General features: G+C 59.7%; 18 protein-coding genes. 9 read left to right on the top strand and 9 right to left on the bottom strand.

Features of this window, described 5'->3' with window-relative positions; genetic code table 11:
- The first annotated feature begins 276 nt into the window (after positions 1-276).
- Complete coding sequence (locus L901_RS19070; protein WP_059759577.1) at positions 277-846, top strand: hypothetical protein; 570 nt, start codon at positions 277-279, stop codon at positions 844-846.
- Positions 847-936: 90 nt separating this feature from the next.
- On the opposite strand, the gene L901_RS19065 is transcribed toward L901_RS19070, so the two are convergent.
- Entirely contained in the window at positions 937-1,290 is a 354-nt protein-coding gene (locus tag L901_RS19065; protein ID WP_003522435.1) for a nuclear transport factor 2 family protein, read from the bottom strand.
- 396 nt (positions 1,291-1,686) lie between these two features.
- Here L901_RS19065 and L901_RS19060 point away from each other — a divergent pair, with 396 nt between their 5' ends.
- Positions 1,687-2,289: a J domain-containing protein gene (locus L901_RS19060; RefSeq protein WP_003522436.1), complete on the top strand. Its 603-nt coding sequence runs from the start codon at positions 1,687-1,689 to the stop codon at positions 2,287-2,289.
- A gap of 8 nt (positions 2,290-2,297) precedes the next feature.
- Here L901_RS19060 and L901_RS19055 read toward each other — a convergent pair whose 3' ends face one another.
- Positions 2,298-2,906, bottom strand: coding sequence for a DUF922 domain-containing Zn-dependent protease (locus tag L901_RS19055; protein WP_059759576.1), 609 nt, complete (start codon positions 2,904-2,906; stop codon positions 2,298-2,300).
- A 159-nt stretch (positions 2,907-3,065) separates the two neighbouring features.
- Complete coding sequence (locus L901_RS19050) at positions 3,066-3,521, bottom strand: PRC-barrel domain-containing protein (RefSeq protein ID WP_003522438.1); 456 nt, start codon at positions 3,519-3,521, stop codon at positions 3,066-3,068.
- 141 nt (positions 3,522-3,662) lie between these two features.
- Between L901_RS19050 and L901_RS19045 the strand changes: the two genes are divergently transcribed.
- Positions 3,663-4,088 (top strand): DUF1801 domain-containing protein, encoded by a 426-nt coding sequence (locus L901_RS19045; RefSeq protein WP_059759580.1) that lies wholly within the window; start codon positions 3,663-3,665, stop codon positions 4,086-4,088.
- A 35-nt stretch (positions 4,089-4,123) separates the two neighbouring features.
- Here L901_RS19045 and L901_RS19040 read toward each other — a convergent pair whose 3' ends face one another.
- The gene (locus L901_RS19040) at positions 4,124-5,092 is read right to left on the bottom strand and encodes an alpha/beta hydrolase family protein (RefSeq protein ID WP_059759574.1); all 969 of its coding nucleotides are present in this window, start codon (positions 5,090-5,092) and stop codon (positions 4,124-4,126) included.
- Positions 5,093-5,368: 276 nt separating this feature from the next.
- Between L901_RS19040 and L901_RS19035 the strand changes: the two genes are divergently transcribed.
- Positions 5,369-5,869, top strand: a complete 501-nt coding sequence (locus tag L901_RS19035; protein ID WP_245289667.1) for a hypothetical protein — start codon at positions 5,369-5,371, stop codon at positions 5,867-5,869.
- A gap of 83 nt (positions 5,870-5,952) precedes the next feature.
- On the opposite strand, the gene uvrB is transcribed toward L901_RS19035, so the two are convergent.
- Positions 5,953-8,919: an excinuclease ABC subunit UvrB gene (gene uvrB, locus L901_RS19030; protein ID WP_059759579.1), complete on the bottom strand. Its 2,967-nt coding sequence runs from the start codon at positions 8,917-8,919 to the stop codon at positions 5,953-5,955.
- A gap of 268 nt (positions 8,920-9,187) precedes the next feature.
- Between uvrB and L901_RS19025 the strand changes: the two genes are divergently transcribed.
- The gene (locus L901_RS19025; protein WP_059759571.1) at positions 9,188-9,541 is read left to right on the top strand and encodes a DMT family protein; all 354 of its coding nucleotides are present in this window, start codon (positions 9,188-9,190) and stop codon (positions 9,539-9,541) included.
- 106 nt (positions 9,542-9,647) lie between these two features.
- Positions 9,648-10,070, top strand: a complete 423-nt coding sequence (locus tag L901_RS19020; RefSeq protein ID WP_082710726.1) for a GNAT family N-acetyltransferase — start codon at positions 9,648-9,650, stop codon at positions 10,068-10,070.
- A gap of 17 nt (positions 10,071-10,087) precedes the next feature.
- Here the strand turns inward: L901_RS19020 and L901_RS19015 are convergent, their stop codons facing one another.
- The gene (locus L901_RS19015; RefSeq protein WP_059759567.1) at positions 10,088-10,471 is read right to left on the bottom strand and encodes a helix-turn-helix domain-containing protein; all 384 of its coding nucleotides are present in this window, start codon (positions 10,469-10,471) and stop codon (positions 10,088-10,090) included.
- 153 nt (positions 10,472-10,624) lie between these two features.
- Here L901_RS19015 and L901_RS19010 point away from each other — a divergent pair, with 153 nt between their 5' ends.
- Positions 10,625-11,236, top strand: coding sequence for an NAD(P)-dependent oxidoreductase (locus L901_RS19010; RefSeq protein WP_059759565.1), 612 nt, complete (start codon positions 10,625-10,627; stop codon positions 11,234-11,236).
- Between the two features lie 12 nt (positions 11,237-11,248).
- On the top strand, positions 11,249-11,725 hold the full coding sequence (locus L901_RS19005) for a nuclear transport factor 2 family protein (protein WP_059759563.1): 477 nt from the start codon (positions 11,249-11,251) through the stop codon (positions 11,723-11,725).
- Positions 11,726-11,790: 65 nt separating this feature from the next.
- On the opposite strand, the gene L901_RS19000 is transcribed toward L901_RS19005, so the two are convergent.
- Positions 11,791-13,155 carry a PepSY domain-containing protein gene (locus L901_RS19000; RefSeq protein ID WP_059759561.1) on the bottom strand — a complete coding sequence of 455 codons (1,365 nt, stop codon included), beginning with the start codon at positions 13,153-13,155 and terminating at the stop codon, positions 11,791-11,793.
- 47 nt (positions 13,156-13,202) lie between these two features.
- The gene (locus L901_RS18995) at positions 13,203-13,607 is read right to left on the bottom strand and encodes a DUF2946 family protein (protein WP_059759559.1); all 405 of its coding nucleotides are present in this window, start codon (positions 13,605-13,607) and stop codon (positions 13,203-13,205) included.
- Positions 13,608-13,947: 340 nt separating this feature from the next.
- On the opposite strand from L901_RS18995, the gene L901_RS18990 reads away from it, so the two are divergent.
- The gene (locus L901_RS18990; RefSeq protein ID WP_183044079.1) at positions 13,948-14,607 is read left to right on the top strand and encodes a hypothetical protein; all 660 of its coding nucleotides are present in this window, start codon (positions 13,948-13,950) and stop codon (positions 14,605-14,607) included.
- Positions 14,608-14,690: 83 nt separating this feature from the next.
- On the opposite strand, the gene L901_RS18985 is transcribed toward L901_RS18990, so the two are convergent.
- Positions 14,691-14,966: acyl-CoA thioesterase (locus L901_RS18985; protein WP_059759557.1), on the bottom strand; the 276-nt coding region annotated here is incomplete at its 5' end.

Here is a 14,966-nt window from a genome sequence, read left to right as displayed (position 1 = left end):
CCGGGGGCACCAGTAAAATCAATCGCTTAATCCTGAAATCTATTCGGTTGAATGCACCGGGTGGCGCTTTGCGTCTGCCGCTGCCGGTGGTTGAGCCCTGATGAAACTGGAGTGATCGGCCTCGGCCTGCCAGCCCGGGAGACTCTTGCATCGGGAAGCCGGTTTAGCCGACTAGAAGGCGAGATCGGGAAGGGCGGGGCATCCGTCAGAGTTGTAAAGCCCGAAGGTTTAAGCATATTGTTCGGCGGATAAGTTGGGCAACAGCGGGCGCTTTCAATGGATGCATATGGTCATTTGCGGATATTGGTAAGCCTCATCCTCGGCCTGGCCATTACCAGAGTGTTGTCCGGTCTTTCCAGAAGGCTGCAGGAGCCGCAGAAGACCGACCGTATGCACGCGCAGATCGTCTGGTCGATTGTCCTGCTTCTCGGAGCGGTCCATTTCTGGTGGTGGGAGTTTGCGCTGCGGCTGATCCACAACTGGAATTTCTGGATTTACATTTTCGTTCTGGTCTACACGTCGCTGTTCTTTTTGATGTCGACGCTGCTTTATCCCGATCACATTCAGGAGCTGTCCGAACGGGAAAGTTTTTTCGTGCGCAGGCGACATGCGTTCTTTGCCCTGTTTGCGGCCTCGTTCGTCTTCGATCTGGTGGACACCTACATCAAGGGCAGGGAACACTTCGAACAGCTCGGGCCATGGTATCTGGCAAGGATAGTCGGCGGTCTGCTTATCGCGATTGTGGCGATGAGAACCGATAGCAGCCGCAAAATCATGTGGCTCGGTGTTATCTGGCTCTTCTTTAACGCGCTCTGGATAACGGCGAACTACAGCGACCTGTTCTAGCTCCTTCAGCGGCAAAATAACCGGATCGCGAGCCGCGGCTGCGAGCGGAACGCGCAATCGCACAATGCGGCGTGGCGGTTTCGATGATGCCTACGGCTTTATGTGATAGAGCTTGTGCACGATAGACCAGTTGCCGTCGCGTTCCAGCAGGGAGAGATATTCGTAAAAATCCATACCGTCGAAACGGGTCGTCAGCTTCACCGAGGCGCTGTCGCCTTCCTTGTCGATGCCCATGATTTCAAAAGCGGGATCGTGATCGGGGAGGCCGCGTTCGCTTTTGCGCATCTGGTCGACAAAGTCCTCCAGGGACAGCCATTCGATCTCGCCTTCGAAGGTTCCGACGATGCTGGCGCGCGGGTCGAAAACGTCACGCATCAGGCTCTCATCCGCATAGGCCATGGCATGGACATAGTCCGTGACGGTCTGGGTAATCGTTTGCGGCATCGGATCATCCTCCCTTCTAATCCAAAGGCCAAGCTTACACCCGTTGACGTCTTTCCACCATAACCCCCTGAAAACGCGCCGGTTACGCTTTTCTCCATGGTGTTTTCCGGCCGGTTGCGGCAGGCGCGGTGCGGAACCGTGCGGCATGTTTTGCCGCCGCTTTCCACAATTTTGTCCCGCCTGTCATTATAGTCGCCTTGGGTCCGACAAATTTCGGCATCAAGGGCTTTTTCGCCCGTTACGAAGGGGCGCGCCGCGAGGCTTTGTGTGGGCTTTGCCGGTTTAACCGCCGGGGCGGGGTGCCGCGCCGGGCGGAATTGGCCTATGATCCGCCCGCGTGCCAGACGGGAGCGGTGTTGGGCATGCGGGTAACAGTTTGCGTTTGAAGGTGTTTTTGTGATTGATCCCTATGTTTTGCTTGGCGTGGAGCGCGATGCCGACGAGGCGGCGATCAAGTCGGCCTACCGCAAGGTGGCCAAGGCCGCGCACCCCGATAGTGGCGGCGATGCCGAGCAATTCGCGCGCCTGCAGACAGCCTATGAGCTGCTGAAGGATCCGGTGCGCCGTAAGGTATTCGACGATACCGGCTACGATCCGCAGCTTGCCGACGCCAAGGACCTCAAGGGCCTGCTGATGCTGGAAACGCTGGTGAATGAATTCATTCTGGACGAACGCGAACCCGGCAGTTTCGACCCCGTGGCCGCCATGCGCCGCAAGCTGACCGACGATATTCTGAAAAGCCGTTTCCATATTCTCGAGCTGGAACGGCACCGCACGCGGGTTCGCAAACATATGGACCGTCTCGGCCGCAAGCCGGAAACCGATGTGCTGAGTTCCATGCTGCGCGCCCGCAGCCAGTCCATCGCCGAAGCCATCCGTAATGCCGAAGCCCAGATCGAGGCGATCGAACAGGCCTATACGATGCTCGAAGGTTATTCCTACGAGCTGGAAAGCGTGACGCTGGCCGAGCCCTTGTTGAAAGGCGAGGCGGCGGAATAGGCGGTCGTTCAGGGGCCGTTGACGAGGGCGAGGATGAGCTGATGCACCCGCCCGCCGGGGGAAAGGTCGTCCCGGTCGAAATCGCGGCCGCGCTGGCGCTGCTCGTTGGAAAGCTCACCCAGACGCTGTTGCAGAACGGCGCGCACCTTCTGGCATTTGGCATCGTTCTCCGCCCTCAGCCCGATGCTGAAGGCTTCGATCTTTTTCACCATGTCGAGAATATGGTCACCATGGACGCGTTCATGGGTTTCCACGCCGGAAATGAAGGTCCTCCAGCTGGCGGCGACGGCGGACGGCAGATTGGCGGGCGCTTTCGGCCAGGTGTAGATGATGGTGAGATTGGGCTTCGCGGTGGCCAGCACGCAGGCGCCATCCGGCTGCGGGCGATAATCCCGCCGCCATGTCAGCTTGAAGGTGGTGTGGGCAATAGCCTGCACGCCCGCGGTCGGACCGCGCTCGCCAATCGATTGATAAAGCGCACCGCCCGTATTGCCGCTGATGGCATAGGTTTTTATCTGCTCGGCCGGTTTCCAGTCGGCCGCCTGCGCTGACAGCGGCAGGGCGCTGAGCGCGATGGCGGTGCTGATGGCAAAGGAAAAGAGGCTATTGGCGGGCACGCAGCGATCCTTGGTGATTTGCGCGCCGAAGATAGGCGAGAGGCGCGCCCTCAGGCAAGGGCCCTCCGGCGGGGAGCGTCGGGTTTTCCGATAGGTCGCCACATATGAAAACCCCCGCGACAGGGCGCGGGGGGACGAGCTTGCGGACTGCAGGGGTAATCAGTCGTCCAGCTTGTCGTAATCGAGCTTCGGAGCGTTCTGAAGCGCTTCCTTGGTGGTGTCGACATAGGCCTTCCAGGTGCCGTTGTCGTTGTGGACCGCGACGGAAGCCGGGTCGAGCACCACATAGCTCTTGTCGATGCCGAGGAAGCCGCCGACGCTGGCCACAAGGCCGATCACCGACTTGCCGTCACCGATGACGACATCCTCGATTTCGCCGATGTTTTCGTTCTGCGCGTTATAGATGTCCATGCCATCGAGCTGGGAGGCGGTGAGATCGGTCTTCTGGACATTGACGAACTTCAGCGGGCCGCTGGCCTTGGTGCCCATGGTAATGCCGGGGCCGGACAAAGTGGCGTCCGCGCCGGCAGCAGGAGCAGTAGTGGCCGTCTGGGCAAAAGCCACGGAAGAGGAGAGCGCTGCTGCCGCAGCGAGAGCGATGACCTTGATTTTCATGATGTTTCTTCCCTTTGTATGCTGAACGTTGCGTTCGGGGAGGAAACGGCGGTAGGCGGATTTGGTTCCTCATGGGAGGACAGGAAAATTTCGTCTATGCTGAAAAAAGGAACAGACGTGCGTCGAAATCGGGAGGATGCCATGGCGAAAAACACGGTGACGAAAGATGCGGAGGAGACCGCACCAGCGGACTTCATCGACCGGAAGATTGCGGAGCTCGGCGACTGGCGCGGCGAGACGCTCGCGCATATTCGCGCGGTGATCAGGAAGGCCGATCCGGAGGTGGTGGAAGAGGTGAAATGGCGCGGCGTGCCGGTCTGGTCGCATGCGGGCATCCTCTGCACCGGCGAAACCTACAAGAGCGCGGTGAAGATGACATTTGCCAAGGGAGCCTCGCTGGAGGACCCGGCGGGGCTGTTCAATTCGAGCCTTGAGGGCAATATGCGGCGGGCGATTGATTTCCACGAGGGGGATGTCGTGGATGAGGAGGCGCTGGCGGCGCTGATCCGGGCGGCGGTGGCGTTGAACGCGGTGGGGAAGAGCGGGAAAAAGCGGGCCGGAAAGTAATGGATCTATCCGGCGACGAGAAAGAGGCCCACGCCTCAATCCTTGGCTTTGTCGGCAGCCTTGTCCCACTCCCCATCGATGAACTTCAGCGCGTCGATAATCGAGACCTTCCACACCGACCAGACGTGATCGCCATCGGTCACTCGCAGCTCGGATTTGCGCTTGTCGGCTTGCAGCGTCTCGTGCAGGGCGATGGCGCCGCGCCAGAGGAAGAAGCCGTCATCGTCGCCGACGGTCAGGTAGGTGGCGGGCAAATCCTGGCTTTCGGCGACATGCTGCGCCACGAGGGTGAAGACGTTCTTTTCGTTGAAGAGCCTTGCATCGAAAGGTGTGCCGAAGGCTCCGGAGAAATGGTCGCCGGTTGAGGGAAGCACGATGCCGCTGGTGACGGTGGTGCGGTCGACCCGGTGGAAAAAGGCGCTATCCTGAATGAGCTTGAGTTCGGCGGGTGTCTTGTCGAGATCGGAGGCGGGGACATTCTGCCAGATGGCGCCCGACAGGCTGGCCACTGCGCCATAGAGGTCTTCATGGCCATAGGCGAGATGCAGGGCGCCGAAACCGCCCATGGAGAGGCCGGCGATGGCGCGGCCTTCCCGATCTTTCCGCACCGGCAGCGTTTTTTCGATCTGGTGGCGCAGATCGCCGGTCAGGGCGGTTTCGTAATCGCCGGGGCCGCCGACAGCGGCGGAATCCACATACCAGCTGTTCTTGACGCCCGGCATGACGACAACCAGCGGGCGGATGGCACCGGCAGCGATGAGCGTATCGAGCGTCTTTTCGATATTGCCGAGATCGCGCCAGCTGTTCTGGTCGCCATCATGGCCGTGCAGGAGGTAAAGCACCGGCCAGCCGTTTTCCGGCGGCGCGCCGTCCGGGCGATAGATGTTGACGGGAAGCGGCGCGTTCAGGGCGGGACTATGGAAGGTCGCATCCTCGATCTGTCCGGCAAAAGCCGGCGTGCAGGTGACGAGAAGGCAGAACGTCGCCAGATTTTTTCGATACATGCGGTCGCTCCCTGCTGTCATTCCCGGAACATATCAACGTGCGCGCGCACTGGGCGTTCCGGAACCCATAATGTTGCGGCAATGTCGCCCGCGCAAGTTTGCGCGCGATGCAACGGCTTCGGAAAACCCGATCCGGCCGGCCCTTCCGCATCGCGCTGCAGCTTTCAGGTTTTGATCATGATAAAATTGACTTCATCGCATTCTACACGACTGCTTGTTTTGCTCCTGCTTCTTTCCGGCTGCATGACAGTGCCGATTTCCAGCATTCCCAAGCTCATGCGGCTCGATTTTCTGACAATGAATTTCGAGCATGTGCGGGTTGGGTTGCAGCTTCCTGCCCATCTGTCGTTAGGTTCGGGTGATGCGGTGATGATCATTCGCAGCGCTACAGATGGCGTAAAGGGCGAGACTGTCGAGACATTTGCGTTGATCGAGGATGCAGACGCGGCTGCCCGCGCGCAGTTCCACGCGGAAAAGCGGGCGGGAACCGCCACAAGCGTGTGGAGAATAAAGCCCGAGGAGGTTTCAAGGCTTACAACATTGCAGGAGAAGGTGCGCCGCTCCCGCATCGAGGGGCCACGCATCAGGGGAAGCACGGAGATCGAGATATTGCGCGCCTGTGTCGCGGGCGTCCTCCCGACCGGGCCGATCTATTTCTCGACCTACATCAAACCGGCGGAAAATGAGGACTACATCGCCATGGCCCTGGATGCCGATCTGGTGAAAGTTTTTGGTGCGGGCCAGGTCGCAGTGCGGATCAGGCAGTGCGTAAGCTGATCGCCGTTGCCGGAGCGCGCGGGTGCTCCGGCCATGTTTTTCCCAATAGACGTGCCTGGCGTCGAATATCGCCGATGCGTGTATCAGCGCCCCGGCCGGCCCGTCTTGCCCTTGGTTCGGCTCTTGCGCTTCTGCTCGCCGGCGTCCTCATAGGAACCCGCGCCGATCTTGCCGCGCACCAGCGGTCGGGGATCGTCCGTGGCGCGCTCCGGCTGGCCTTCCAGCAACGGTGAGAACCGTTTGCCGGGCTCGGTCTCGGGCTTGTTAGGCACCGCGCCGCGCACGGGTTTTTCGGTCCTGCCCACCGTCATCTCGTCCAGCGTGTTCCTGCGGAACAGCGGTTTTCCCGCATCCGAGCCGGGGCCCATTTCATCCAGCGAGGGTTTGGCGAAGAGGGATTTGCCGCTTTCGTTCGCTGCGGCGCCCGCCTCCGTCCTGCCGGATGTCTCACCCTCCGGCGGGGAGATCGACAAGTGGCTGCGTCTGTTGTTTTTTCCGCCGCCTTCGATGGCGCGGGCCTCCTCCTTGGCCATCGGGTCGTCCATGGTCGCCAGTTCGGCGGCTTTGAGGCGTTTGATTTCGTCGCGCAGACGGGCGGCTTTTTCGAAGTCGAGATCGGCGGCGGCGTCGCGCATGGATTTTTCCAGCGCGTTGAGATGGGCCTGAAGATTGTTGCCGACCAAGTGGCCGCCATCGGCGAAGCCTTTGCCGGAAACGCCAGAAATATCGGCCCTTACGTGATCGCGCTCATAAACAGAATCAAGAATGTCGGAGATCTTCGCCTTGACCGATTCCGGCGTGATGCCGTGTTCGGCATTATAGGCCATCTGCTTTTCGCGGCGGCGGGAGGTTTCCTCCATCGCCCGCTTCATCGAGCCGGTGATATTGTCGGCATAGAGGATGACCTTGCCGTCGACGTTACGGGCGGCGCGGCCGATGGTCTGGATCAGCGAGGTTTCCGAGCGCAGGAAACCTTCCTTGTCGGCATCGAGGATGGCGACGAAACCGCATTCGGGAATGTCGAGGCCCTCGCGCAAGAGGTTGATACCGACAAGCACGTCGAAAGCGCCGAGGCGCAGGTCGCGGATGATTTCGATGCGCTCCAGCGTGTCGATATCCGAGTGCATGTAGCGCACGCGAACGCCCTGTTCGTGCAGATATTCGGTCAGGTCCTCGGCCATGCGTTTCGTCAGCACGGTGCAGAGCGTGCGATAGCCCTTGGCGGCGGTCTCGCGGATTTCGCCGAGAACGTCGTCCACCTGGCTGCGGGCGGAGCGCACTTCGACCGGCGGATCGATGAGGCCGGTCGGGCGGATGACCTGTTCGGCGAAGACGCCGCCCGATTGCTCCATCTCCCATGAGCCGGGGGTTGCCGAAACCGCTACGGTGAGCGGGCGCATCGCATCCCATTCCTCGAAGCGCAGCGGCCGGTTATCCATGCAGGAGGGCAGGCGGAAGCCATATTCGGCCAGCGTCGCCTTGCGCCTGAAGTCGCCGCGATACATGCCGCCGATCTGGCTCACCGAGACGTGGCTTTCGTCGATGAACAGCAATGCGTTATCAGGGATATATTCGAACAGGGTTGGTGGCGGCTCGCCGGGATTGCGGCCGGTGAGATAACGCGAATAGTTTTCGATGCCGGCGCAGGAGCCGGTCGCCTCCAGCATTTCCACATCGTAGCGGGTGCGCTGTTCCAGCCGCTGGGCTTCCAGCAGGCGTCCGGCCTTTTCCAGCTCGGCGAGGCGGCCCTTCAATTCTTCTTTGATCGATTTGATCGCGCCGTTGAGCGTCGGGCGCGGGGTGACATAGTGCGAATTGGCGTAAATCTTGACGGATTGCAGGTCGCCGGTCTTCTGGCCGCTCAGCGGGTCAAATTCGGTGATGGAATCGATCTCGTCGCCGAACATCGAGATGCGCCAGGCGGCATCTTCAAGGTGGGCGGGGAAGATTTCGATGGTATCGCCGCGCACGCGGAACGAGCCGCGCTGGAAATCCATGTCACGGCGTTTGTATTGCTGGGCCACGAGGTCGGCCAGAAGCTGGCGCTGGTCCAGCCGGTCGCCCACCTGCATCTGGAAGGTCATGGCGGTGTAGGTTTCCACCGAACCGATACCGTAGATGCAGGAAACCGAGGCGACGATGATGCAGTCGTCGCGTTCCAGCAACGAGCGGGTGGCGGAGTGGCGCATCCGGTCGATCTGTTCGTTGATCGAGGATTCCTTCTCGATGAAGGTGTCGGAGCGCGGCACATAGGCTTCCGGCTGGTAGTAATCGTAGTAGGAGACGAAATATTCCACCGCATTGTCGGGGAAGAAGTTCTTGAACTCCGAATAGAGCTGCGCGGCCAGCGTCTTGTTGGGGGCGAGGATGACAGCCGGACGCTGCGTCGCCTCGATCACCTTGGCCATGGTGAAGGTCTTGCCCGAGCCGGTGACGCCGAGCAGCACCTGGCTGCGTTCGCCGGAATTGATGCCTTCCACGAGGTCGTTGATGGCCGTCGGCTGGTCGCCGGCGGGCTGATAGTCCGAGGCCATGCGGATGGCGACGCCGCCTTCCGATTTCGGCGGGCGGGCCGGCCGGTGCGGCGTCCACAGCTTGCCGTCCTTGAACAGCGGATTGCCGCTCTCTATCAGTTTCGACAGCGCATCCACCGTGGCGGTGACGGCGCCCGGTGCGAGGTTGGCGGCATCCTCCAGCGATACGTCCATGCCGGCAACCGGATTGAGACCGGCGGCGGCGCGGGTTTTCGGATCGCTCGATGCGCCGATGGAAACGCCGCGTGCGGTCTTGGAGGCCGTGGTGTTCTTGGCCGTCTTCGGGGGGGCTTTCTGGGCCTCCTTGCGCGCCTCGATCTCGATCTTCTTGCGGTGCTTGCCCGCCTTCGAGGCGATTTCGCGCTGGGTTTCCACGGAGGAAGCCTCCGCTTCCGCCTCGAGCTGCTTCACCCAATCCGCGACGCTGCCGCTGAGCGGCGCGCCTTCGAAGGACGATTGCGGAGCTTCCTCGAAGCCCGAGGGCGAGGAGGTGGAGTTTTTCGGTGATCTGGCCATAGGCGAAATATGGAGGGAGTCACGCATAAAGGGAAGGGGATGCGGTGAAAAAATGAGTACAAAAAGGAAACGAAGCTTGCGGAACAAAATTCGGCCGGATGCGTTGTGTAGCGGCTGAAGACAGCTTTGTTCAAATCCGTAGAAAATCGATTCCGGTTTTCGGGCGGATGCGCTAGAGCAAATCCATACGGGCGGAATGAGGGTTCCCTTCTGACTGCCTTCTCCTGCCGCATTTCATGACATCCCTCCCTTTTTTCCAGGACCTATCATGCCGTTCTCAATCAGCCCTGCCCATATCTGGCCTGTCCTGATGCTTGTCGCCTCCAATGTTTTCATGACCTTCGCCTGGTACGGCCACCTCAAGCACAAGGGCAGTGCGCTCTTCCTGGCGATTGTCGCCAGCTGGGGCATCGCCTTCTTTGAATATGTGCTTGCCGTTCCCGCGAACCGCATCGGTTCGGAGGTCTATTCCACCGCGCAGCTCAAGACCATTCAGGAAGTCATCACGCTCGCGGTCTTCGCGCTGTTTTCGATCTTCTGGCTGAAGGAAAGCATCACCATCAATCACGTGATCGGTTTCGCGCTGATCGCCTTCGGTGCGTCCTTCATTTTCCGCTCCTGAAAAGGAATAAATACCCCGGCGCTTGCCGGCCCGGAACCAGTCGCAACGGATATGAGGTGATGTATCGATGAAAATACGGCCTGCGAAAGTTGACGATGCAACCGGAATGACGGCGGTTCAGAACGAGATATTCTCGGCCGGCCTCCGAAAAGCGCCGACGGACATTACGGCGGTGCTGGAGAATTACATCCAGCACGCCGACCGTATCGAATGCTCGGTCGCCGAGGACGATGACGGGCGTATTCTGGGCTTCCAGTCGCTGCGTTATGCGCGGACGAACAATCCCTATGGCGTGGCGGAAGGCTGGGGCATCATCGGCACCCATGTCAGCCCGCAGGCGGCGCGAAGAGGTGTAGGATCCGCGCTCTTCGCGGCAACGCGCAGCGCGGCGGAGGCGCGTGGCCTTAAAAATATCGACGCCAGCATCGGCGCGGACAACACGCTCGGGCAAAGCTATTACGACGCCATGGGATTTATGACCTATCGCCAGCCGGAAGGGCTGGTCTGCAAGGTTTATCGGCTGGGTTAGACGCGGTTTGCTTCCGGTCAGCCGCGACTGTCGTTTTCGGAATATTGCAGGCGGGCCTTGCAGATGCGAACGTGGTTCTCGTCAGCCCATTGCACCAGCAATTGCATCGGCACCAGAAACGAGCGGCCGAGATTGGTCAGCTCATATTCCACGCGCGGCGGCACCTCGGCATAAAGCGTGCGGCGGATGAAGCCATCCTCTTCCAGCCGCTTCAGGGTGCGCGACAACATCTGCTTGGAAATATCGTCGATCCGGCGGTTCAGCTCGTTGAAGCGCAGCACGCCGCCCTGCAGGGCTTCCAGAACCAAAAGGCTCCATTGATCGCCGATGCGGTCGAGCACGTCGCGGATGGGGCAGGGCTGGTCGAAGGCAAAAACCTCTTTCGTCTGCGTATCCGCCATGTCCTTACCCCTTGCCCTTTTACCCTTGCAGGTCATCGCCATGTGACCAGATCAGCCGCCGCTGACTTCTTGCGGCTATGGCTGCGATACCATAGCTCTTCTTCGCGGTCTATAATCTAGACCGGTAACGATAGTGACAAGAGGAAAGAAGCCATGGCTAAAATCGCGCTTATCGGCGCTTCCGGCAATGCCGGGTCCCGTATTCTGAAGGAACTTTCCGACCGGGGACATCAGGTGACCGCAATCGCCCGCAATCCCGAAAAGATCGCCAGCCTGCCGAATGTGGTGGCAAAGAAGGGCGATGTTTTCGATCAGTCAGGGCTTTCGGAACTGCTGAAGGGTCACGATGCCGTGATCAGCTCGGTGCATTTCACCGCCAGCGATCCGGCAACGCTGATCGAGGCCGTGCGCGCCTCCGGCGTTCAGCGCTATCTCGTCGTCGGCGGCGCCGGCAGCCTTGAAATCGCGCCGGGCCAGCGTGTGGTCGACCTGCCGGATTTCCCGGCCGCTTACAAGGCCGAAGCGACCAAGGGTGCGGAGTTCCTGGATCGCCTGAAACAGGAAAAACAGCTCGACTGGACCTTCCTGTCGCCATCCGCCGAATTCGTGCCGGGCGAAAGAACGGGCAAATTCCGCATCGGCAAGGATAATCTCCTCAGCAACGATGAGGGCAGCCGCATTTCCTTCGAAGACTATGCCATCGCGCTCGTCGATGAAATCGAGAAGCCGCAGCATTCCCGCCAGCGTTTCACCGTCGGTTATTGAGAGGTATCACCCATGAATTTCGTAACACGCAGTCTTGCCATCGCCACCCTTGCCCTTGCACCCGTGCTGATGGCCGCACCGGTTCTGGCGCAAACCGCAGCGCGAGACTTCGCGCAGGAAGAAGCCAATCGCAAACTGGTGATCGAGTTTTACGACACGGTCTTCAACAAGCATGATGTGGCGAAGGGCGCCACCGTCCTCGTTGACAGCTACAAGCAGCACAACCCGATGGTGCCGGACGGCAAGGCGCCGTTCGTCAATTATTTTACCGGCTTCTTCAAGGAGAATCCGCAGTCGAAAGCGCGGATCGTTCGCAGCGCAACGGATGGCGATCTGGTCTATCTGCATATCCATTCGACGGAAAATGAAGGCGATCGCGGCAGGGCCATCGTCGATATCTTCCGCGTCACCGACGGCAAGATCACCGAGCACTGGGACGTGATCCAGGAGGTGCCGGAAAAGGCGGCGAACAACAATACGATGTTCTGAGGGCCGTGCCGTCGCATTGCCGATAACAGGGAACAGCCGGGATTTTCGCCCGGCTGTTTTCATTTTCAGATCGCGCGTCGTTTCTGGCGCGACTGTATGATCAGATCCAGCGCCAGCATGGCCAGCAGGCTCGCGCCCACCAGCGGGAAAATGATGCCGCCGATGGCGAGTATGGCGAGCAGACCGTGCAGGACGCGTTTTTCCTGCGGCAAAGGCGGCACGCCGAGCGAACCCTTGGGGCGGCGTTTCCACCACATGATGCCGGCAGACACGGCAAGCAGCACAATGCCGATACAGGCCGCCAGAAGCACGATCTGGTTGGCGAGGCCATATTGCTGGCCCAGATGCACGTTGATGCCCCATTCCAGCGCCTGGCCGAGCGGGCCGTAATCGGAGTAGCCCATATCGATCAGCGGCTCGCCGCTATATTGATCGAGATGGACGACACGTTGCTGCGCCAGATCGTCGGGATAGACGGAGCCACTATAGACGCCCGCCGGTTTTCCCGGCAGGGAGACAGCGTAACCGGCGGCAAGACCGAGCGCGTCGAAACGTGCTATCGCCTCGTCGATCCCGATTGGCTGGCCTTCGGCGGAATGGGTGGATTCCGGGATTTTCGCCTGCTCCAGCGACCAGCTCGTCTTCGCCACGTGATCGAGATGTTCGCCCGACATCGGAACATCGGTGCGAATGCCCACCGGATATCCGAAGTTGCTGCCGTTCGCCCATTCATTGACCTTCGCACCCCACACGCCCGACCAGGGCATGCCGGTGACAGCAAGGAAAACGATGAAAAAGCCGACGAAAATGCCGGTAACGGCATGGGTATCGCGCCAGAACACCCGCTTTTTCGGCGTGCCGCGTACGGTGACGACACCGCCGGTCTGTTTTCGCGGCCACCAGAGATAGATGCCGGTGGCGACAAGAAGGATGGACCAGCCGGCAGCGATCTCGATCAGATAGCGGGCATAGGTACCGAAATATTTCAGGCTGTGGAGATAGCGGATCGTCCACATGACGGTGCCGCGATCCGGCAGGGAGCCCGCAACCTCAGCAGTGTAGGGATTGACGTAGACGGCCCGCTTTCCATCCGCCGTATTGACGGTGATTTCCGTCGACGCGCCCGGATCGGCGGGGGTGGTATATTTGACGGCTGTGCCGGGAACGGCCGCAAGTGCTGCACTCACGATCTCGGAAGGCAGCGCTTTCGGCGCATTTTGCGCCACTTCGATCCGCTTGAGGTCTGAATGGATGAGATTATCGAACTCGTCCCGGAAGAGATAAAGCGCACCGGTGACGGCGAGCGATATCATGAAGGGCAGGACGAGCAGACCGGCGTAGAAATGCCAGCGCCATACGGCGCGGTAAAGATTTGCGGACGAGGAATGCGCAGGCGCACGCTCGCCCTCGAAAGAGGTCGTAACGGACATGGATGTCTCCGCAAGAGAATTGATTTTCCGGCAGGCCGGACAGTGTTCTAGCGCTGCGGAGCGGAGGGAGGTGCGCGTGGACGCGATTCCAGATTGGGCGGCGATGGCGGCAACGCCGCGTCGACGTTCAGGAAGGCGACTTCGACCGCAGGGAGAATATTGTCCGTGCGCTCGATGGGAATAACCGGAAGAGCGGCGACCGTTGCCGAAGCCAGACGGCAGAGCGTGCCGCAACAGTCATCGGCGATCTTGCCGGCGGGGTTCTGCTTGCCGGAGCCGCCTTCCGGCATATGGCTGGAACAGATGATCTCATCCGCCGCCAGCGCGGCCATCGCCATGTTGCCGTTGGTCAGGCCGTTGGCGAGGCCCTGCAAAAGGAAAAGCAGAACCGCCAGCATGGCGATGGCGCCAGCCGAACTTCTGTCCTGCATGATCCTGCGAATGAATCCCATGCAATCGGAATGTCATATTTGCGGCGAAATGTCACCGCGACACAATGACGGGATGGGAGGGGCAACAAGCGCGCGCACCCTGATCCCAGTTGTATGTTTATATTGTCCAATTACTTTCGATTTTAATTGGACTCACAAGTGAGAATCCGTGTATTTCACTCGTGATCTGTATTTTTTATTTGATAATAAAGAATATTATTATGTTATTTTATTTCACTTAAGAAAGTAAATTTCAGAATTAATTCATATGTGCTTCACTCCATGCAGTGATGGTGATCAGCGATTTCTTCAATTCGGCGCGCCTTGTGAGGCAATAAATGGCGGTCGCAGGGTATCTTTCATGAAAATAGCCGTGGTGCAGTTCGATAGCCGTCCACTCGATACGCTTGGGTTTCTTGCGTCATTGATCGTCCGCAATTCGCACTATGCAAGACAGCACGGTTATGAGCACTTTTTCGTCAACCAGTTGGGGATGGAAATTCCGCCATTTTGGGCAAAGCCCCATGTCGTGATGTTCTATCTGAAATCCGGCTACGATATTGTATTGTGGTTGGATACCGACGCGGTCGTCCACGATCTTGCGATACCGGTCACCCGGTTTTTCGCGGGCGATGAAGTTTTCATCTACGCGTCCGACAATCCTGTCTGGCGCAGTCCCTTCAATGCAGGCGTATTCATGTGCAAGGGGATCATAGCGCTGGACCTTATGCTCGAATGGGCGGCACTGTATCAGCCTGATCAATGGGAAAAGCACGAGAACGGCTGGCGGTGCAGGGATGCGCGGTGGGCGGGAGCAGCCTATGAGCAGGGCAGTTTCGCGATTAACATCCTGCCGAAATACGGCCAGTCTGGTCTCTTCAAGCAACTGCCGTGGCAGGTGCTGCAAAGCCCGTTTCCGCTCGAGAATTCATTCACCCTGCATTTTGCGGAGCGGTTCAAAGCCAATATCGGCGTCTATTGCGCTGCCTTCCCGCAACCCCGGCTTTCCCGCGAAGAATGATCCGGCAACGCGGGTGGGCCGACGTTGTTTGCCGGATATATGCTAAATGGAGTGCGGCGCTGGAGCCCAGCGCCGCAGCGCGCTTATTCCGCTGCCGGAATGGGCGTGGGTTGTCCGTTTTCGTCCATCGCCACCATGATGAAGGTTCCAGCGGTGACTTTTTCCAGCTTGTCATAACGCGACCGCTGCGCCCAGGCTTCCACCGTCAGCGTGATGGAGGTGCGGCCAACGCGGGCGATGTCGGTATAGATGGACAGCGTATCGCCGATCTTCACCGGCAGTTCGAAGGCCATTTCCTTGACCGCCGCGGTGACGACGCGACAGCGGGAACGCTCCGCTGCACGGATGCCGCTCGCCAA

Origin of the sequence: Agrobacterium sp. D14, assembly GCF_001526505.1 — a bacterium.
GTDB classification, from domain to species: Bacteria; Pseudomonadota; Alphaproteobacteria; order Rhizobiales; family Rhizobiaceae; genus Agrobacterium; species Agrobacterium leguminum.
The sequence above is the reverse complement of the archived record's forward strand: the minus strand, read 5'-3'. Positions and strand labels throughout refer to the sequence as shown.

What these genes read in the sequence shown, in the direction of transcription:
- L901_RS19070 (WP_059759577.1), top strand. Translation starts at nt 277, where the DNA reads ATGGATGCATATGGTCATTTGCGGATATTGGTAAGCCTCATCCTCGGC.
- L901_RS19065 (WP_003522435.1), bottom strand. Translation starts at nt 1,290, where the DNA reads ATGCCGCAAACGATTACCCAGACCGTCACGGACTATGTCCATGCCATG.
- L901_RS19050 (WP_003522438.1), bottom strand. Translation starts at nt 3,521, where the DNA reads ATGAAAATCAAGGTCATCGCTCTCGCTGCGGCAGCAGCGCTCTCCTCT.
- L901_RS19045 (WP_059759580.1), top strand. Translation starts at nt 3,663, where the DNA reads ATGGCGAAAAACACGGTGACGAAAGATGCGGAGGAGACCGCACCAGCG.
- L901_RS19040 (WP_059759574.1), bottom strand. Translation starts at nt 5,092, where the DNA reads ATGTATCGAAAAAATCTGGCGACGTTCTGCCTTCTCGTCACCTGCACG.
- L901_RS19035 (WP_245289667.1), top strand. Translation starts at nt 5,369, where the DNA reads ATGCGGCTCGATTTTCTGACAATGAATTTCGAGCATGTGCGGGTTGGG.
- uvrB (WP_059759579.1), bottom strand. Translation starts at nt 8,919, where the DNA reads ATGGCCAGATCACCGAAAAACTCCACCTCCTCGCCCTCGGGCTTCGAG.
- L901_RS19025 (WP_059759571.1), top strand. Translation starts at nt 9,188, where the DNA reads ATGCCGTTCTCAATCAGCCCTGCCCATATCTGGCCTGTCCTGATGCTT.
- L901_RS19020 (WP_082710726.1), top strand. Translation starts at nt 9,648, where the DNA reads ATGACGGCGGTTCAGAACGAGATATTCTCGGCCGGCCTCCGAAAAGCG.
- L901_RS19015 (WP_059759567.1), bottom strand. Translation starts at nt 10,471, where the DNA reads ATGGCGGATACGCAGACGAAAGAGGTTTTTGCCTTCGACCAGCCCTGC.
- L901_RS19010 (WP_059759565.1), top strand. Translation starts at nt 10,625, where the DNA reads ATGGCTAAAATCGCGCTTATCGGCGCTTCCGGCAATGCCGGGTCCCGT.
- L901_RS19005 (WP_059759563.1), top strand. Translation starts at nt 11,249, where the DNA reads ATGAATTTCGTAACACGCAGTCTTGCCATCGCCACCCTTGCCCTTGCA.
- L901_RS19000 (WP_059759561.1), bottom strand. Translation starts at nt 13,155, where the DNA reads ATGTCCGTTACGACCTCTTTCGAGGGCGAGCGTGCGCCTGCGCATTCC.
- L901_RS18995 (WP_059759559.1), bottom strand. Translation starts at nt 13,607, where the DNA reads ATGGGATTCATTCGCAGGATCATGCAGGACAGAAGTTCGGCTGGCGCC.
- L901_RS18990 (WP_183044079.1), top strand. Translation starts at nt 13,948, where the DNA reads ATGAAAATAGCCGTGGTGCAGTTCGATAGCCGTCCACTCGATACGCTT.